Consider the following 17,019-nt stretch of genomic DNA (forward strand, 5'->3'; position numbering starts at 1 on the left):
AGTGCCCGCAGTGAGTGCCAGCCCCTCTCGACGTCCCCATGCCAGCCAGGTGCAGAAGGGTCTCAGCCCGCATCCGCGCGTCCGCAACGTGATCGCGGTGGGCTCGGGCAAGGGCGGGGTCGGCAAGTCGACCACGGCGGTGAATCTGGCGGTCGCCCTGGCCAAGCTGGGCGCGCGCGTGGGGCTGCTGGATGCCGACATCTACGGCCCCAGCGTGCCGACCATGCTGGGCCTGAGCGGTCGCCCGGAAAGCCCGGACAACAAGTCCATCGAACCGCTGCGCGCGTTCGGCGTGGAAACCATGTCGATCGGCTACCTGATCGAGGACGAAACCCCGATGATCTGGCGCGGTCCGATGGCGACTTCGGCCATGACCCAGTTCTTCAACGACACCCTGTGGGATGACCTGGACTACCTGCTGATCGACCTGCCGCCGGGCACCGGCGACATCCAGCTGACCCTGACCCAGAAGATCCCGCTGGCCGGCGCGGTCATCGTCACCACCCCGCAGGACATCGCCACGCTGGATGCGAAGAAGGCACTGAAGATGTTCGAGAAGGTCGAGGTGCCGGTGCTGGGCATCGTAGAGAACATGGCGGTGCACACCTGCAGCAACTGCGGCCAGGTCGAGCACCTGTTCGGTGACGGCGGTGGCCAGCGCATGGCCGCGCAGTACGGCGTGCCGCTGCTGGGTTCGCTGCCGCTGGACATCGGCATCCGCGAGCAGGGCGATGTGGGCACGCCGATCGTGGCCGCTGCGCCGGAATCGCCGGCGGCCAAGGCCTATCTGGCCGCTGCAGAGCGGCTGGTCGAGGAAATGGGCAAGCGCCCGCGCGCCAGCATTCCCATTTTGTCCCAGCTGCTCTGATCCGCTTAGAATTCTTGCCTTAACGCACCCAGGACCCCCCGATGAGCATCAAGAGTGACCGCTGGATCCGCCGCATGTCCGAACAGCACGGCATGATCGAGCCGTTCGAACCCGGCCAGGTCAAGCAGGCCAACGGCCAGCGCATCGTCAGCTACGGCACGTCCAGCTACGGCTATGACGTGCGCTGCTCGCGCGAGTTCAAGGTGTTCACCAACATCAACTCCACCATTGTCGACCCGAAGCATTTCGACAGCGGCAGCTTTGTCGACATTACCGCTGACGAATGCATCATTCCGCCGAACAGCTTCGCGCTGGCGCGCACCGTCGAGTATTTCCGCATTCCGCGCGACACCCTGGTGGTGTGCCTGGGCAAGAGTACCTATGCGCGCTGCGGGATCATCGTCAACGTGACCCCGCTGGAGCCGGAGTGGGAAGGGCACGTGACTTTGGAATTCAGCAACACCACGCCGCTGCCGGCGCGCATCTATGCCAACGAAGGCGTGGCGCAGATGCTGTTCTTCCAGGCCGCCCCGGATGACATCTGCGAAACCTCGTACAAGGACCGCGGTGGCAAGTACCAGGGCCAGACCGGCGTCACCCTGCCACGCACCTGATCGGCACCACGCAAAACAAAAATGCCGGCCCAGGGGCCGGCATTTTTCATGTCCGCGGGTTTACTTCCCGCGACCGAACAACATCGCCACCCCCACGGCCACCAGGCCCACCGGCCACCAGGTCAGGAACAGCCGGGACAGGTTCAACTGGGTCCAGCCCAGGTTGCTGGCCAGCATGAACAGGCCGATCAGGATCAACAGGATGGCAGCGACAAGATTGAAACGCATGGGATTCGGTCTGGACTCAGGGCTGGGGCGAATATCCTAGCCGTTCCTTCCAGTACGCGACACGTTCGGTCAGCACATCCGGGTCGAACCGGTGCGCCTGCCCATGGCCCCAGACCGGCGCGGGCCAGGCCGGGTCGCCCTGGTGGCGGCCGATCACATGGAAATGCAGCTGGCGCACGATGTTGCCGAGCGAGCCGATGTTGATCTTTTCGACCCCATCGGTGCCCTTGAGCGCTTTGCAGGCCCGGTTCAACTCGGTGCGCAGCTTGTCCTGCTGCTCGCCGTCCAGTTCGATCCACTCGGTGATATCCGCCAGGCGCGGTACCAGGATCAACCACGGGTACCGCTCATCATTCATCAACCGCACTTGCGACAACGGGCCTTCGTCTACCAGCACACTGTCGGTGGCCAGGCGGGAATCCAGTTCAAACTCGCTCATCCAAGATGCTCCGAAAAGAAGTCAAGGGTGCGTTGCAGCGCCAGGGCGGCGCTGTCTGGATCATACGCGTGTCCGACGCTCCGGTTGAAGGCATGGTCGGCCGGGTATACGTAGGTGGCCATCTGCGGCAGCTTCTCGCGGTGCGCCTGCACGGCCTCCGGCGGGATGCTCTTGTCCTGCGCGCCGAAGTGGAACATGACCGGTGCCTTGGGTGTCTCATCCAGGAACTGGACGTTGCGGGCACCGTAATAGCTGACCGAGGGCAGGCCCAGGCGCAACGCGGATAACAGCGCAATGCTGCCGCCCCAGCAATAGCCGACGGTACCAACCTTGCCCGCCGGTGCCAGCTTCGAGGCCGCCGCGCGGACGATCTCCAGCGCCTTCTCCACTCCGAGCGCATTGACCCGCTCCAGGCCCTGCTTCACCCCGTCCGGGTCGTAGGGCAGGGCGTCGGGATCGGCCTCCGGGCCATCGACCAGGTCGAAGAACGACGGGGCCAGCACCGCGTAGCCCTGCTCAGCAAATCCTTCGGCCACCTCGCGGATATGCGGGTTGGCTCCGAAAATCTCCTGGATGACCACCAGCCCCCCGCGCGGCTTGCCCTCCGGCAGCGCCTGCCAGGCCCGGACGGGACCGTAATGCGTATCCAGCGTGACCCACTCACCCATTGCCGTACTCCTGATGGTTCAGGTGTTCATTATCGGCGGTTGATCGGTTAGCAGGGTGTCAGCGGGCATGCGCGATCTGGCCGGAATCTTCGCTTTGCCTGTCATCCTGTTCATGGCTGCGCGTGCTGGGTCGGTATACTGGCCGCCTTTCAGGCCCCGGCCCCCAGGTCTGCCTGCCCTCCCGGCAGCGGCCCAGGCCCCCAGAGTCCCGCGATCCATGTCCCAGCTGAACCCCAAAGTCGGCTTCGTCAGCCTTGGCTGCCCGAAGGCCCTTGTCGATTCCGAGCGCATCCTCACCCAGTTGCGGGCCGAGGGCTACGACATCGTGCCGTCCTATGACTCGGCCGACGTGGTCGTGGTCAACACCTGTGGCTTCATTGATTCGGCCGTGACCGAGTCGCTGGACGCCATTGGCGAGGCGATGAACGAGAACGGCAAGGTGATCGTCACCGGCTGCCTGGGCAAGCGCCCCGAGGAAATCCGCAAGGCCTACCCGGACGTGCTGGCGGTGTCTGGCCCGCAGGACTACCAGAGCGTGATGGAGGCGGTGCACGCCGCGCTGCCGCCGAAGCATGACCCGTTCGTGGACCTGGTCCCGGATTACGGTATCAAGCTGACCCCGCGGCACTACGCCTACCTGAAGATTTCCGAAGGCTGTAACCACCATTGCAGCTTCTGCATCATTCCTTCGATGCGCGGTAAGCTGGTCTCGCGCCCGGTGGACGAGGTGCTGCGCGAAGCCGAGCGGCTGGTGCGCGGTGGCGTGAAGGAGCTGCTGGTGGTGTCGCAGGACACCTCGGCCTACGGCGTGGATGTGAAGTACGCCGAGCGGATGTGGCGTGACAAGGCCTATCAGACCCGGATGAAGTCGCTGTGCGAAGGCCTGTCCGAACTGGATGCCTGGACCCGCATGCACTACGTGTATCCGTACCCGCACGTGGACGACGTGGTGCCGCTGATGGCCGAGAATCGGATCCTGCCGTACCTGGACATTCCGTTCCAGCACGCCAGCCCGCGCATCCTGAAGCTGATGAAGCGGCCGGGTGCGGTCGACAAGACCCTAGAGCGCGTGCAGCGCTGGCGCCAGCTGTGCCCGGACATCACCGTGCGCTCGACCTTCATCGTCGGCTTCCCGGGTGAAACCGAGGCCGAGTTCGAAGAGCTGCTGTCGTTCCTGGATGAAGCGCAGCTGGACCGTGTCGGTGCCTTTGCCTACTCGCCGGTGACCGGTGCCACCGCCAACGATCTGCCCGGCGCGGTGCCGGACGAGGTCAAGCAGGAGCGCCTGGCCCGCTTCATGGCCCGTCAGGCGGAAATCTCCGCCGCGCGCCTGGAGGCCAAGATCGGTACCGTGCAGCAGTGCCTGGTCGATGCCATTGAAGACGGCATCGCCGTGGCGCGCTCCAAGGCCGACGCGCCGGAGATCGATGGTCTGGTGCATATCCAGAATGCCGATGACGCACGCCTGCAGGTGGGTCAGTTCGTCAACGTCGAGATCACCGAAAGTGACGAACACGATCTCTACGGCGACGCGCTGATCGAGGAAAGCCCGGCGCGCAAGCTGCTCGACCTCAAGGTGCTGTGACCACAGCAGCGGCCGATGCCGGTGGCGTGCGCCGCCGGTTCGTTGCGCCGCTGCGTGCAGAAGTGGCCGCGGCCACGTTTGACCACCCTTTGTTCGCGCAGATCGCCGATTTCCGGGATCTGCTGACAGGCTTTGAGTGGCCGTCTGTGTCTCAGCTGGATCAGCGACTGGCATTGGACGGCAAGCGCCTGGTCGAACAGACCGAGGCGCTGCTGGCGGACGGCCTGCATTACGAAACGCGCATTGCACTCGGTGCAGTTGCCACCCGTGCGGACAACTGGCACGACCTGTTCAATGCGTTGGTCTGGGCGCGCTATCCGGCGCTCAAGCGGGCGCTCAATGCGCAGCAGTGCCGGCATATGGAGGGGCAGGGCGGGCATCAGCGCAACCGCGCGCAGGCCGCGCTGACCCAGTTCGACGAAAGTGGCGTGGTGGTTCGTGTGACCGATCCCGCCTTGCTGCAGGCGTGGGATGTCCACGACTGGCACACGTTGTTTGTCACGCTGGCTGACGCGTGGCGCGACGGAAAGATCGCCATCGCCGCTGTGTTTGGTCATGCGCTGATGGAGCAGGCGCTGTTGCCGGAGCGATTGCTGGTGGGAAAGTGTCTGGTCGTGCAGGGGGATGAGGACGACCAGGCGGTGGCTGTAGTAGCGAAAGCCGTGGAGGATGGGCGCGTGCTGTGCGATCCGCTGGAGTTGAGGCCGTTGCCGTTGATGGGCGTTCCCGGATGGTGGGCGCGGCAGGATGCGGGGTTTTATGCGGATGCGGAGTATTTCCGGTCGTTGCGTGAGGGGCGGGAGTATCCCGGGGCGCTGCGAGGCCGCGCTGCGCGCGGTTGACACGCATGGCGTGTCACTACGGGTTCGAGCGACCAAGGGTCGTAGTGACACGCCATGCGTGTCATCGCGTCAACCGGTTACGCAGAATACTCCACCGCAAGAATCGCAAACCCGGTGCGACCGCTCGGTAGCTCCACCTCGAATTCATCGTCCACGCGCTTCTTCAACAGCGCCCGCGCCAGCGGCGAATCAATGCTGATCCAGCCGGCTCCGGCATCGGTTTCATCCGGCCCGACGATGCGATAGCGGCTGGTATCCCCGCTGTCGACGTTCTCCAGCTCCACCCAGGCCCCGAAGAACACCGCCTGCGGATCGGTCGGCACGGTATCCACCACCCGCAGCGACTCCAAGCGCTTGGTCAGGTAACGCACCCGTCGATCAATCTCGCCCAGCTGCTTCTTGCGATAGGTGTACTCGGCATTCTCCGAACGGTCGCCCTCGGCGGCGGCGGCGGCCAAGGCCTTTACCACTTCCGGCCGCTTCACCCGCCACAGCGCATCCAGCTCGCTCTTCAGGCGCTGATGCCCGTGCGCGGTGATCAGCGCCGTACTCTTCTCGCCGGGTGGACGCCAACGCGACATCAGCGCTTGCCACCGAAAATGCTGCCCAGAATGCCGCGCACGATTTGGTTGCCCAGCTTGGTGCCGACCGTGCGGGTGGTCTGCTTGGCCATGGTTTCGATCATGCCCTGGCGGCGCTTGGTGCCGAAGATCGCGTCCTTGATCGACTGTCCGAAGCCACCGTCCTGTGCGTCATCCTGCTCGCGCGTGCGCGCCTTGGGCGCGTCGGCCTGCTGCACGGCTTTCTCCGCGCGCTGGGCGAGCAGCTCGGCGGCCGACTCGCGGTTTACTCCCGTGTCATAGCGGGTACCCACCGGGCTGCCGGCACGCACCTGTGCACGCTCGGCTTCGGTGATCGCACCCATGCGGCAGCGCGGCGGCGCGATCCGGGTCTGCTGCACGGGAGAGGGAATACCCTTGTCCTGCAGGGTCGATACCAGCGCCTCACCGGTGCCCAGCTGCGACAGGGTCGCCACCACATCCAGTTTAGGATTCGGCACGAAGGTCTCTGCGGCGATCTTCACCGCCTTCTGGTCGCGCGGGGTGAACGCGCGCAGCGCGTGCTGCACCCGATTGCCAAGCTGGCCGAGGATGTTGGCGGGCACGTCATCCGGGAACTGCGAGCAGAAATACACGCCCACGCCCTTGGAGCGGATCAGCCGCACCACCTGCTCGATGCGCTGCACCAGCGCGGGCGGGGCGTCGTCGAACAGCAGGTGGGCCTCGTCGAAGATGAAGACCAGCTTCGGCTTCTCCAGGTCACCCACTTCCGGCAGCGTTTCAAACAGTTCCGACAGCAGCCACAGCAGGAAGGTGGAGTAAAGCCGCGGCTTCAGCACCAGCTGGTCGGCGGCCAGGATGCCGATCACCCCGCGCCCATCGTGGTTGACCCGCATCAGGTCGGCCAGCTCCAGCGCCGGCTCGCCGAAGAACGACTCGCCGCCGTCCTGCGACAGACGCAACAGGGCGCGCTGGATCGCCGCCACGGTCTGCGCGCTGACCAGTCCGTACTCGGTGGAGATGTCCTTGCGCTCATCGGCGACCAGGCCAAGCAGGGCACGCAGGTCATCCAGGTCGAGCAGCAGCAGGCCGCGGTCGTCGGCCAGCTTGAACACGATGTCCAGCACGCCGGCCTGGGTGTCGTTGAGTTCCAGGATGCGCGCCAGCGGGGTCGGGCCCATCTCGCTGACGGTGGTGCGCACCGGGTGGCCCAGCTTGCCGTACAGGTCCCAGAAGATTGCCGGGCTGCCGGCCGGGGCGTAGTCGCTCACCCCGATCTCCTGCGCGCGCTGCAGCAGCTTCTCGCCGCCGGCACCGGGCACGGCCAGGCCGGAGACATCGCCCTTCACATCGGCCAGGAACACCGGCACCCCGATCCGTGAAAAGCCTTCGGCGAGGGTCATCAGGGTGACCGTCTTGCCGGTGCCGGTGGCTCCGGCCACCAGCCCATGGCGGTTGCCCAGTGCGGGTTGCAGGGTAACGGCGATATCGTCGGTGACGCCTTTGCCAAGCAGGATCGGGTCCATGGTCAACTCGCTGTGGTCGGGCAGGTGAATGGGGAAATTCTAAACGCCGGAAGGGGGCTGGCGCGTGACCGGGTTGCCCCGATGCAAGCCGCGCGGCTACTCTGCCTGCTCATTCGTTCACAGTGCCAAAGATGCCCGTTCCTGTCCTGTTTGTCCGTGGTTGGCCGCTGCTGGCATTGGCTGCTCTGCTCACCGTTGCGCCGCAGGCGCAGGCCCAGCGCGTCTCCGCGCGCGACAAGGTCAAGATCGAGGCGCTCGAGCAGCGCATGAGCGCCGCCGAGAAGCGCTATGCCGACGCCCAGGTGCTGGTCGCCAACGCCGACCCCAAGGGTCGCAACGAAAGCGATGCGGCGCTGGAAGACATGGAGGACGTGGTCAGCGACTGCGTGGCGCAGAAGGGCTGCCAGGTGAGCAACCTGCTGACCACATACAAGCGTCTGCTGAAGAGCAACGCCGACGCCGGCAATGAGGAAGAACAGGAAATCGCCGGCAGCGGCCCGGCGCTGCTGGAGGCCGACCCCGACCACATCGGCCCGCTGGCCGCCGACGTGCCCGAGGCGGCCCGCGCCGCTGCGCTACTCAACGACAAGCGGCATGCCTTCGACAACATGGTGGAGTACAACCCCGCCGTGCAGGCCGGCATTCGCCGCTGGCTGACCGACATGCGCCCGGCGCTGCTGACCAGTTACGAGAACTACCAGAACCTGCGCTCGGTGATGTGGCCCGAATGGGAAAAGCGCGGCCTGCCCGAGGCCCTGCTGTTCGGCATCATGGCCAAGGAATCCAACGGCCGCGTGCACGCCAGCTCGCGCGCAGGTGCAGCGGGCCTGATGCAGTTCATGCCGGCCACCGGCCGCCGCTTCGGCCTGGGGCCGGACGGCACCGGGTTTGACACCCGCTTCGATGCGCGCAGTGCGGCCGAGGCCAGCGCCACCTATCTCAACGAGCGCATGCGCGAGCTCAACAACAGCGTCGAGCTGTCGCTGGCCGGCTACAACGGCGGTGAAGGCCGGTCCTTGCGCGTGTACCGGCAGAATCCGGGGCAGGGCTTCTGGGTGGACAGCGTGTACAACCAGTTCCCGGCCGAAACCAAGGACTACGTGCCGATGGTGATCGCCGCCGCCTGGATCTACCTGCACCCGCAGCAGTATGGGGTGGAGTTCCCGAAGATCAGTGCGCAGCCGGCTACCCTGCGCCTTGCCAAGTCCACCTCCATCTACGAACTGACCATCTGCCTGGGCAGCGCCGGCACCCGCGATGGCTACATGCGCGTGCTGCGCAACCTCAACCCGCGCTATGAGGCGGACGGCTGGATTCCGGCCGGCACGATCATCAACGCCACCACCCGCATCGCCGGCCTGTACAACCGCTACTGTGTGTCCGGCCCGCGCGCCGACCTGGCGCGCACTCTGATCACCGCCGACCTCAATGCCGCCATCGTGCGCCCGAATGCGGCCAGCTACACCGGCAACGTGGCGGTGGGCAGCGTGGTGCCGGTGGCCGGTGTGGAGGCCGCTGCGGCCGCCACTGCGCCTACCGCGCCGGTGGCCGTGGCCGCCAAGCCCAAGCCCAAGCCGGTGCGCAGCGTGAAGGTCGGCAAGGGCGACACCCTGGGCCGGATCTCGGACAAGTACAGCTGTGATCTGCGCGAACTGGCCCGGGCCAACGGGCTCAAGGCACCGGCGTATGCACTGCGGCAGGGGCAGTCCCTGAAACTGCAGGGATGCGGGAAGTAACCCGGAACCTGTTAGTCTCGCCGCCATTGAAGCGCTTTTTTAAGGAATGACGATGGATATCACCGCCATCAACGAGATGTTCGCCAACATCCGTGAGAACACGGATTGGGACCTGCAGGGCAACCTGGTCTGGGGCTATTTCTTCGTCAACACCACGCCGGAGCCCCTGCAGGGGCTGGCCGATGTGCTGGAGAAGGACGGCTACACCGTGGTCGAGCTGTTCGAGCCGGAGCTGGAAGAGGGCGAAGCGCCTTACCACGTGCTGCATGTGGAAAAGATCGAGATCCACACCGCCGAGTCGTTGGACAAGCGCAATCATGAGCTGCAGGCGCTGGCCGAAGCCAATGGCGTCGAGGATTACGACGGCATGGATGTCGGTCCGGTCGAGTTCGCGCACGGCGGCGGCGACGCCTGATTCCCGTAGAGCCACGCCCTGCGTGGCTGCGACCATGATCGACACCCCGTAGAGCCACGCCCTGCGTGGCTGCGACCGAATCTGACACCGCGAAGCCACGCAGGGCGTGGCTCTACGGCCCGTAACGATCAATGCGGGTGATTCACCCGCGCAACGTCGCCAAGGCCTCACCCAACCGCACCGCCTGTTCCGCGCCCAACCCCGGCGCAAACTCCGCCACCCCCGGCGGCAGCAGCACGATCACGGTCGACCCGTAATTGAACCGCGCCATCTCCGCAAAGCGCTCCAGGGTAATGCCCTTGCCGCGGTAGTCCTTGCGGGTAATCCGGTCGCCATAGGCGGGAATCTCTTCTCCGCTCCACACCGTTTCCACGCCAGACACCAGCAGCGCGCCCACCATCACCTGCACCATGGGCCCGAAGTCGGTGTCGAAGTGGCATACCAGGCGTTCGTTGCGGGCGAACAGCGCCGGCACCGTGTTCACGGCCGCCGGGCCCACGCTGAACAACCGCCCCGGCACATGCACGGTTTCGACCAGGGTGCCGGTCCACGGCATGTGCACACGGTGGTAGTCCTTCGGCGACAGATACACCGTGGCGAACAGACCATGCCGGAACACTTCGGCGGCTTCTGCGTCACCCAGCAGCTGCGCGGCGGTGAACGACTGTCCTTTGGCCTGGAAGATCACCCCGTCCTGGATCGGGCCCAGCTGGCTGATGCGGCCGTCGGCCGGCATCAGCAGGCTGCGCGGATTCGAATCGGCCACACGCGCGCCCGGCTTCAGCGCGCGGGTGAAGAACTGGTTGAAGGTCGGGTAGCTGCGCGGGTCCGGATTGGCCGCTTCGGCCAGGTTCACTCCGAATTTCGCGGTCACGGTGTCGATCAGCCAGCGCGAGATCTTCGGGTTGCTGGAATACGCCAGGCTCCGCGCCATGGACGACAGCAGGCGGTGCGGCAGGACGTAGGTCAGCTTCGTGGTCAGGCTCATGGTGCGGTTTTCTCGGTCAGCAGCTGCAGGTCGCGGGCAATGGCCTGCGCCTGGAAGGGCGGGCGGATCAGGCCGGCCAGCTTGCCGTCCGGGTCCAGGACGGCCAGGCTGGCCGAGTGCTCCAGGGTGTAGTCCTGGGGGTTTTCATCGAAATGCTTGCCTTCCACCTTCTGGAAGACGAAGCCCAGCGAGGTGGCGAAGCGTTCCAGCGAAGGCACGTCGGCGGTGGCGGCCAGGGTGTCCTTGTGGAAGGCGTGGGCGTACTCGCCCAGTCGCGCCGGGGTGTCGCGCTCGGGGTCCACGGAGATGAACACCACGCGCGGGCGTAGGCTTTCCGGCTGGCTCTCCCAGCTTTTCTGGGCCCGGGCCAGGTCGGCCAGGGTGGTCGGGCAGACGTCCGGGCAGAAGGTGAAGCCCAGGAACACCAGGGTCCAGTGGCCCTTCAGCTCACCGGGAATCAGCCGGGTGCCGTCGGACTGGCTCAGGTTGAAGTCCGGCAGCGGGCGCGGCTGCGGGTAGAAGGTGATGGTTTCGGTGGCGGGGTGGTTGGCCGCCGGCTTCGGTGCGAACACCTTCTGCGCCGTCACCAGGCCCAGCCCGGCGGCCAGCGCGATGATCAGGATGATGCCTGTGGTGCGGTTGAACATGGAGAACCCGTTCCCGGAGTGGCCCACCATCATAGGGGAGGGCTCCGGCCCCGCCCAGCCGTTTCGCCTGCAACGGATGCCGCCGCCCCGTCCAGCGCCTATAATCGGGGGCCAATTTGTCTGTTGCCTTGCCATGACTGCCGATACGGCCGCCGAACTCCACACGATCATCGACCTGATCCGCTACGGCACCAGCCGTTTCAACGCCGCCGGGCTGACCTTCGGGCACAGCTACGACAACGCTCTGGACGAGGCCACCCAGCTGGTCCTGCACAGCCTGCACCTGCCGCACGACCTCGGTCCGGCCTACGGCCAGGCCCGCGTCACCCGCGACGAGAAGCTGCAGGTGCTGGAGCTGTTCCAGCGCCGTATCGATGAACGCATTCCGGCCGCCTACCTGACCGGCGAAGCCTGGTTTGCGGGCCTGAGCTTCAAGAGCGACACCCGCGCGCTGGTGCCGCGCTCGCCGATCGCCGAGCTGATCGAGTCCGGTTTCGAACCGTGGCTGGCCGGTCGCGACGTGCATCGCGCGCTGGACCTGTGCACCGGTTCGGGCTGCATCGCGATTGCCATGGGTCACTACTACCCGAACTGGGAAGTGGACGGCGTCGACCTCAGCGATGACGCACTGTCGCTGGCCGAAGAGAACAAGGAACGCCTGCAGGCGCACAACGTGACCCTGCTCAAGTCGGACCTGTTCAACGGGCTCACCGGTCGCCACTACGACCTGATCGTCACCAATCCGCCGTACGTCACGAACGACGAAACCGACGCGCTGCCACAGGAATACTCCTACGAACCCGAAATGGGCCTGCGTGCCGGCGACGACGGCCTGGATCTGGTGCTGAAGATCCTGCGTGACGCGCCGCTGCACCTCAGCGAAGACGGCCTGCTGATCTGCGAAGTGGGCGAGTCCGAACAGCACCTGATCAAGCTGCTGCCGGAAGTGGACTTCGCCTGGGTGGAGTTCAAGGTCGGCCAGATGGGCATCTTCGCGGTTGAATGCCGCGAACTGATCGCCCACAGCGCCCGCATCACCGAACTGGCGGCGCAGCGGCCGTGAGTTCCAATACCTTCGGCAAGCTCCTGTCGGTCACCACCTTCGGCGAATCGCACGGTCCGGCGATCGGCTGCGTGGTCGATGGCTGCCCGCCGGGGCTGGAACTGAGCGCCGACGAATTCGCCCACGACCTGCAGCGGCGTGCCACCGGCAAGAGCCGGCACACCTCGGCGCGCCGCGAGGCCGATGAGGTCGAGATCCTCTCGGGCGTGTATGAAGGCCGCACCACCGGTACCCCGATTGCGCTGCTGATCCGCAACACCGACCAGCGCAGCAAGGATTACAGCAACATCGCCCAGCAGTTCCGTCCGGGCCATGCCGACTACAGCTACTGGCAGAAGTACGGCATCCGCGACCCGCGCGGCGGTGGTCGCTCGTCCGCGCGCGAAACCACCATGCGCGTGGCCGCTGGCGTCATCGCCAAGAAGTGGCTGGCGCAGCGGTACGGAGTTACCGTGCGCGGTTACCTGTCGCAGCTGGGCGACATCACCCCTACCGGCCATGACTGGTCGGCGGTGGAAGACAATCCGTTCTTCTGGCCGGTGGCCGAGCAGGTGCCGGCGCTGGAAAGCTACATGGATGCGCTGCGCAAATCCGGCGATTCGGTCGGCGCGCGCGTCAACGTGGTGGCCGACGGCGTGCCGCCGGGCTGGGGCGAACCCATCTACGGCAAGCTTGATGGTGAACTGGCCGCCGCGCTGATGAGCATCAACGCGGTCAAGGGCGTGGAAATTGGCGACGGTTTTGCCAGTGCCGCGCAGAAGGGCACCGAACACCGTGACCTGATCACCCCGGAAGGCTTCGCCAGCAATCACGCCGGCGGCATCCTCGGCGGCATCTCCACCGGCCAGCAGGTCACCGCGTCGATCGTGCTCAAGCCCACGTCCAGCCTGCGCCTGCCCGGCGCGACGGTGGACGCAACCGGTGCCGCCGTGGACGTCATCACCACCGGTCGTCACGACCCCTGTGTCGGCATCCGCGCGACCCCCATCGCCGAAGCGATGATGGCGCTGGTGCTGATGGACCAGGCGCTGCGTCACCGTGCCCAGTGTGGCGATGTCGGCGAGATCACCCCGCGCATTCCGGGACGCATCGATGGCTGACACGCGTCCAAAGGTCTGGGTCAGCCAGCCGCTGTTCGATGATGTCATCGAACAGCTCGGGCAGCATTTCGACCTGGCCGTGACCGACGCGGTAACGCGCTATACCCCCGACATGCTGGCCGACCAGCTGGCCCAGGTCGATGGCGCGCTGATCACCCTCAACGAACGCATTGGTGCCGCTGAAATTGCCGGTGCACCGCAGCTGCGCGCCATCGCCAACGTTGGCGTGGGCTACAACAATCTGGATATCGATGCGCTCAGCGCGGCCGGCATCCTCGCCAGCAACACCCCCGATGTCCTCACCGAAACCACGGCCGACCTCGGCTTTGCGCTGCTGATGGCAACCGCCCGGCGCGTTACCGAGGCTGAGCGCTGGCTGCGTGACGGGCAGTGGGGGCAGTGGTCGTTCCAGACCATGCTGGGTGCCGATATCCACGGCAGCACGCTGGGCATCCTCGGCATGGGGCGTATCGGCCAGGGCATCGCCCGCCGCGGCGCGCTCGGCTTTGGCATGCGCGTGCTGTACCACAACCGCTCGCGCCTGCCGGAGGCCACCGAGGCCGAGGTCGGCGCGCAGTATGTCGACCTCGACACCTTGCTGGCCGAAGTCGATCACCTGGTGCTGGTGCTGCCCTACAGCGCCAGCTCGCATCACATCATCAATGCTGCCGCGCTGGCGAAGATGAAGCCCACCGCCACCCTGGTGAACATCGCCCGTGGCGGCATCGTCGACGAGCTCGCCCTGGCCGACGCGCTGGCCCACGGCCGTCTTGCCGCCGCCGGTCTGGACGTGTTCGAAGGCGAGCCGACCGTGCGCCCGGAACTGCTGGCGCTGCACAACATCGTGCTGACCCCGCATATCGGCAGTGCCAGCCAGGCCACCCGCCGCGCCATGGTGCAGCTGGCGGTGGACAACCTGACCGCCGCGCTGGGGCAGGGCCCGAACGCGAATCATCCGCCGAGCGCGCTCAACGCCGACGCAGTGGCTGCCGTGAAAGCCGGCGGCGCTGTCGTGGGCGGCAAAAAAGACGACAAACGACTGGGAACCTCCGCGGCCAACACGTGAGGTTCCCCGAACCCAGCCCGCTGTGCGTTTTCCAATCCAAATAATGCGGTAGGTACCGACCGTTGGTCGGCACACCCAACACGGTAGGTGCCGACCGTTGGTCGGCACACCTTAATTTGAGGTTTTTCTCATGAGCAATGCAGATCGTCGTTTCCACGTCGCCGTCGTCGGTGCCACCGGTGCGGTGGGCGAAACCATGCTGTCCATCCTGGCCGAACGCAACTTCCCCATCGCCACCCTGAGCCTGCTCGCCTCGTCGCGCTCGGCCGGCGGTGAAATCGAGTTCCAGGGCCAGAAGATCAAGGTCCAGGATCTGGCTGAATTCGATCCGAAGGGCGTCGACATCGCGCTGTTCTCCGCAGGTGGCAGTGTCTCCAAGGAATACGGCCCGAAGTTTGCCGCCGCCGGTGCGGTGGTGATCGACAACTCCTCGGCCTTCCGTTACGACGACGACGTGCCGCTGGTGGTCTCTGAAGTCAATCCGGAACAGGTGGCCAACCGTCCGCGCGGCATCATCGCCAACCCGAACTGCTCGACCATGCAGATGCTGGTCGCGCTGGCCCCGCTGCACCGCCGTTACGGCATCGAGCGCATCAACGTCGCCACCTACCAGTCGGTGTCCGGCGGTGGCCGTTCGGCGCTGGAAGAGCTGGGCAAGCAGACCGGCCAGCTGCTCAGCTTCCAGGACATCGACCCGCAGCGCTTCCCGGTGCAGATCGCCTTCAACCTGATCCCGCACATCGACGACTTCCAGGACAACGGCTTCACCAAGGAAGAAATGAAGCTGGTCTGGGAAACCCGCAAGATCCTCGGCGACGACAGCATTCTGGTGAACCCCACCGCCGTGCGCGTGCCGGTGTTCTATGGCCACTCCGAAGCGGTGGCGATTGAAACCCGTGAGAAGGTCACGCCGGAGGCCGCGCGCGAACTGCTGGAACAGTCGCCGGGCGTGGAAGTGGTGGATCGCCGCGAAGCCGGTGGCTACCCGACCCCGGTCACGCACGCGTCGGGCACCGACGCGGTGTACGTCGGCCGCATCCGTGAAGACCTGTCGCATCCGCGCGGCCTGAACCTGTGGATCGTGTCGGACAACATCCGCAAGGGTGCCGCCTTGAACGCCGTGCAGCTGGCCGAGCTGGTCGCCGCCGAGCGTTGATGGTTTCGTACCACGCAGGGCGTGGTACCTACGACGGGTATGCCGTAGAGCCACGCCGTGCGTGGCTGGTCTCATCCGTACCGCGATTTGCGTTGCCGTAGAGCCACGCCCTGCGTGGCTGGAATCGTCCGGAATCGCTATATTGCCGGCATGAAGAAACGAGCTCCGGGCGCAAAGCGCCCGCTCAAGGTGGTTTCCACCCTGCTGCTGGCCCTGGCCAGCAGCTCGGCCATGGCCCTGGGCCTGGGCGACATCCGCGTGCTGTCCAAGCCCGGCCAGCCACTGCTGGCCGAAATCCCGATCATTTCCGCCGACCCGTCCGAACTGGAAAACCTGCGCGTGGCGCTGGCTTCGCCGGTCACCTTCGCCCGGGTCGGGCTGGACCGGCCCACCGGTCTGGTCAGCGAACTGCAGTTCGAACTCACCCGCAACACCCAGGGCCGCGCCGTGGTCCGGGTCAGCAGCCAGGCTCCGGTCACCACGCCGTCGCTGAACTTCCTGATCGAAGCCGACTGGGGGCAGGGGCGTCTGGTGCGCGAGTATTCCGCACTGGTCGATGCGCCCGACAGTGCGGTGGCCGTGGCCGAACCTGAAATCGTCGCGCCGGAAGGGGCGATGTCCAACGCCATCGTGCGCGAGCCCGAACCGGCACCGGCAGTGGCCGAGCCACTGGCCGCCGAATCGCAGCCGGCCGAAGCAATCCCGTCGCGTACCAGTCCGGTGCCAGCACGTAATGCTGCGCCCGCGCCAGCGCGTGCACCTGCTCCAGCGCGTCCCGCACCGGCTCCGGCCGTGGCAGCCGATGGCAGCATCACCGTGCAGCGCGGCCAGACCCTGTCGGAAATCGCCGGTGGCCTGGCCCGCGAACGCGGCCTCAGCCGTGACCAGGCAATGATCGCGCTGCTGCGCGCCAATCCCGAAGCCTTCATCCGTGGCAACGTGAACCTGCTCAAGCAGGGCGCGGTGCTGCGTACGGCCGATGCTGCATCAGCAACGCCGGTGGACGCGGCCGAAGCCGCTGCCATGGTGCGCGAGCACACCGCACAGTGGCGTCAGGCCCGTTCGGCCATACCACAACCTGCCGCCACGGGCGTGGCCAGCACGCCAGCCAGCACGCCAGCCAGCACAGCGGGCGCAGCAACGGCGGCCGCGCAGGCAAGCACCGGCGGGCGACTGGAAATCGCCCCCGCGGTGGCCGCCACCGACCACAACGCAGGGACTATCACCGGCACTGCTGCCGGCAGTGAGGGTGACATGCTGGGCAACGAACAACTGCAGCAGGCCAAGGAAGACGTGGCCACCCGCGATGCGGAGATCCAGGAGCTGCGCGGCCGCGTGGCCGAACTGGAGAAACTGCAGAAGCAGCAGGAAGCGCTGATCAGCATGAAGGACAGCGACCTCGCCGCGGCCCAGCAGCGACTGGCCGATGCGCCCGCCGCCCGCGAAGGCGGCGGTGGCGGCTGGTACTGGCTGGGGCTGGGCGTGCTGCTGGTGGTGGTGGCCGGTTGGGCGCTGGCG

At 66.2% G+C, this 17,019-nt stretch carries 18 protein-coding genes; 11 read left to right on the forward strand and 7 right to left on the reverse strand.

Going from position 1 to position 17,019, the window contains the following annotated elements; translation table 11 throughout:
- The first annotated feature begins 1 nt into the window (after position 1).
- Together apbC and dcd are read left to right on the forward strand one after the other, a co-directional pair.
- On the forward strand, positions 2 to 868 hold the full coding sequence (gene apbC, locus RT551_RS05660; RefSeq protein ID WP_311192063.1) for an iron-sulfur cluster carrier protein ApbC: 867 nt from the start codon (positions 2 to 4) through the stop codon (positions 866 to 868).
- Positions 869 to 909: 41 nt separating this feature from the next.
- Positions 910 to 1,482 carry a dCTP deaminase gene (gene dcd / locus RT551_RS05665; RefSeq protein WP_282295525.1) on the forward strand — a complete coding sequence of 191 codons (573 nt, stop codon included), beginning with the start codon at positions 910 to 912 and terminating at the stop codon, positions 1,480 to 1,482.
- 60 nt (positions 1,483 to 1,542) lie between these two features.
- Here dcd and RT551_RS05670 read toward each other — a convergent pair whose 3' ends face one another.
- The 3 genes from RT551_RS05670 to RT551_RS05680 are packed head-to-tail and all read right to left on the reverse strand — an operon-like array spanning position 1,543 to position 2,817.
- Entirely contained in the window at positions 1,543 to 1,710 is a 168-nt protein-coding gene (locus RT551_RS05670) for a DUF5668 domain-containing protein (RefSeq protein WP_185750090.1), read from the reverse strand.
- Positions 1,711 to 1,726: 16 nt separating this feature from the next.
- Positions 1,727 to 2,149: an HIT family protein gene (locus RT551_RS05675; RefSeq protein ID WP_125359781.1), complete on the reverse strand. Its 423-nt coding sequence runs from the start codon at positions 2,147 to 2,149 to the stop codon at positions 1,727 to 1,729.
- Positions 2,146 to 2,817: a dienelactone hydrolase family protein gene (locus RT551_RS05680; protein ID WP_313456308.1), complete on the reverse strand. Its 672-nt coding sequence runs from the start codon at positions 2,815 to 2,817 to the stop codon at positions 2,146 to 2,148. Before RT551_RS05680 ends, RT551_RS05675 begins: the two co-directional genes overlap by 4 nt.
- 217 nt (positions 2,818 to 3,034) lie before the next feature.
- Here RT551_RS05680 and rimO point away from each other — a divergent pair, with 217 nt between their 5' ends.
- Both rimO and RT551_RS05690 read left to right on the forward strand, forming a co-directional pair.
- Entirely contained in the window at positions 3,035 to 4,402 is a 1,368-nt protein-coding gene (rimO, locus tag RT551_RS05685; protein ID WP_313456310.1) for a 30S ribosomal protein S12 methylthiotransferase RimO, read from the forward strand.
- Positions 4,399 to 5,244, forward strand: a complete 846-nt coding sequence (locus RT551_RS05690) for a DUF3025 domain-containing protein (protein WP_313456312.1) — start codon at positions 4,399 to 4,401, stop codon at positions 5,242 to 5,244. The genes rimO and RT551_RS05690 overlap by 4 nt, the downstream gene beginning before the upstream one ends.
- Positions 5,245 to 5,321: 77 nt before the next feature.
- On the opposite strand, the gene greB is transcribed toward RT551_RS05690, so the two are convergent.
- Together greB and RT551_RS05700 are read right to left on the reverse strand one after the other, a co-directional pair.
- A complete protein-coding gene (gene greB / locus RT551_RS05695) occupies positions 5,322 to 5,825 on the reverse strand; it encodes a transcription elongation factor GreB (protein WP_313456313.1) in 504 nt (167 codons plus the stop codon).
- Positions 5,825 to 7,330 carry a helicase HerA-like domain-containing protein gene (locus tag RT551_RS05700; RefSeq protein ID WP_313456315.1) on the reverse strand — a complete coding sequence of 502 codons (1,506 nt, stop codon included), beginning with the start codon at positions 7,328 to 7,330 and terminating at the stop codon, positions 5,825 to 5,827. Before RT551_RS05700 ends, greB begins: the two co-directional genes overlap by 1 nt.
- A gap of 131 nt (positions 7,331 to 7,461) precedes the next feature.
- Between RT551_RS05700 and RT551_RS05705 the strand changes: the two genes are divergently transcribed.
- Positions 7,462 to 9,066, forward strand: a complete 1,605-nt coding sequence (locus tag RT551_RS05705; protein ID WP_313456318.1) for a transglycosylase SLT domain-containing protein — start codon at positions 7,462 to 7,464, stop codon at positions 9,064 to 9,066.
- A 52-nt stretch (positions 9,067 to 9,118) separates the two neighbouring features.
- Positions 9,119 to 9,481: a ribonuclease E inhibitor RraB gene (locus tag RT551_RS05710; RefSeq protein WP_313456321.1), complete on the forward strand. Its 363-nt coding sequence runs from the start codon at positions 9,119 to 9,121 to the stop codon at positions 9,479 to 9,481.
- Between the two features lie 142 nt (positions 9,482 to 9,623).
- On the opposite strand, the gene asd is transcribed toward RT551_RS05710, so the two are convergent.
- Together asd and RT551_RS05720 are read right to left on the reverse strand one after the other, a co-directional pair.
- Positions 9,624 to 10,469, reverse strand: a complete 846-nt coding sequence (gene asd / locus RT551_RS05715; protein ID WP_313456324.1) for an archaetidylserine decarboxylase — start codon at positions 10,467 to 10,469, stop codon at positions 9,624 to 9,626.
- The gene (locus RT551_RS05720; protein ID WP_313456326.1) at positions 10,466 to 11,116 is read right to left on the reverse strand and encodes an SCO family protein; all 651 of its coding nucleotides are present in this window, start codon (positions 11,114 to 11,116) and stop codon (positions 10,466 to 10,468) included. The genes asd and RT551_RS05720 overlap by 4 nt, the downstream gene beginning before the upstream one ends.
- Before the next feature lie 133 nt (positions 11,117 to 11,249).
- On the opposite strand from RT551_RS05720, the gene prmB reads away from it, so the two are divergent.
- The 5 genes from prmB to RT551_RS05745 all read left to right on the forward strand — a co-directional run.
- The gene (gene prmB / locus RT551_RS05725) at positions 11,250 to 12,179 is read left to right on the forward strand and encodes a 50S ribosomal protein L3 N(5)-glutamine methyltransferase (RefSeq protein ID WP_125359791.1); all 930 of its coding nucleotides are present in this window, start codon (positions 11,250 to 11,252) and stop codon (positions 12,177 to 12,179) included.
- Positions 12,176 to 13,279, forward strand: coding sequence for a chorismate synthase (gene aroC / locus RT551_RS05730; protein ID WP_313456329.1), 1,104 nt, complete (start codon positions 12,176 to 12,178; stop codon positions 13,277 to 13,279). Before prmB ends, aroC begins: the two co-directional genes overlap by 4 nt.
- The gene (locus RT551_RS05735; protein WP_313456331.1) at positions 13,272 to 14,345 is read left to right on the forward strand and encodes a D-glycerate dehydrogenase; all 1,074 of its coding nucleotides are present in this window, start codon (positions 13,272 to 13,274) and stop codon (positions 14,343 to 14,345) included. The genes aroC and RT551_RS05735 overlap by 8 nt, the downstream gene beginning before the upstream one ends.
- Positions 14,346 to 14,475: 130 nt before the next feature.
- Positions 14,476 to 15,501 (forward strand): aspartate-semialdehyde dehydrogenase, encoded by a 1,026-nt coding sequence (locus tag RT551_RS05740; protein WP_313456334.1) that lies wholly within the window; start codon positions 14,476 to 14,478, stop codon positions 15,499 to 15,501.
- A 150-nt stretch (positions 15,502 to 15,651) separates the two neighbouring features.
- Positions 15,652 to 17,019, forward strand: a 1,368-nt coding sequence (locus RT551_RS05745) for a FimV/HubP family polar landmark protein (RefSeq protein WP_313456336.1), incomplete at its 3' end; no start/stop codon positions are given.

The organism is Stenotrophomonas sp., assembly GCF_032103445.1.
In the GTDB taxonomy this organism is placed as follows: domain Bacteria; phylum Pseudomonadota; class Gammaproteobacteria; order Xanthomonadales; family Xanthomonadaceae; genus Stenotrophomonas.

What these genes read in the sequence shown, in the direction of transcription:
- dcd (WP_282295525.1), top strand. Translation starts at nt 910, where the DNA reads ATGAGCATCAAGAGTGACCGCTGGATCCGCCGCATGTCCGAACAGCAC.
- RT551_RS05670 (WP_185750090.1), bottom strand. Translation starts at nt 1,710, where the DNA reads ATGCGTTTCAATCTTGTCGCTGCCATCCTGTTGATCCTGATCGGCCTG.
- RT551_RS05675 (WP_125359781.1), bottom strand. Translation starts at nt 2,149, where the DNA reads ATGAGCGAGTTTGAACTGGATTCCCGCCTGGCCACCGACAGTGTGCTG.
- RT551_RS05680 (WP_313456308.1), bottom strand. Translation starts at nt 2,817, where the DNA reads ATGGGTGAGTGGGTCACGCTGGATACGCATTACGGTCCCGTCCGGGCC.
- rimO (WP_313456310.1), top strand. Translation starts at nt 3,035, where the DNA reads ATGTCCCAGCTGAACCCCAAAGTCGGCTTCGTCAGCCTTGGCTGCCCG.
- greB (WP_313456313.1), bottom strand. Translation starts at nt 5,825, where the DNA reads ATGTCGCGTTGGCGTCCACCCGGCGAGAAGAGTACGGCGCTGATCACC.
- RT551_RS05700 (WP_313456315.1), bottom strand. Translation starts at nt 7,330, where the DNA reads ATGGACCCGATCCTGCTTGGCAAAGGCGTCACCGACGATATCGCCGTT.
- RT551_RS05705 (WP_313456318.1), top strand. Translation starts at nt 7,462, where the DNA reads ATGCCCGTTCCTGTCCTGTTTGTCCGTGGTTGGCCGCTGCTGGCATTG.
- RT551_RS05710 (WP_313456321.1), top strand. Translation starts at nt 9,119, where the DNA reads ATGGATATCACCGCCATCAACGAGATGTTCGCCAACATCCGTGAGAAC.
- asd (WP_313456324.1), bottom strand. Translation starts at nt 10,469, where the DNA reads ATGAGCCTGACCACGAAGCTGACCTACGTCCTGCCGCACCGCCTGCTG.
- RT551_RS05720 (WP_313456326.1), bottom strand. Translation starts at nt 11,116, where the DNA reads ATGTTCAACCGCACCACAGGCATCATCCTGATCATCGCGCTGGCCGCC.
- prmB (WP_125359791.1), top strand. Translation starts at nt 11,250, where the DNA reads ATGACTGCCGATACGGCCGCCGAACTCCACACGATCATCGACCTGATC.
- RT551_RS05735 (WP_313456331.1), top strand. Translation starts at nt 13,272, where the DNA reads ATGGCTGACACGCGTCCAAAGGTCTGGGTCAGCCAGCCGCTGTTCGAT.
- RT551_RS05740 (WP_313456334.1), top strand. Translation starts at nt 14,476, where the DNA reads ATGAGCAATGCAGATCGTCGTTTCCACGTCGCCGTCGTCGGTGCCACC.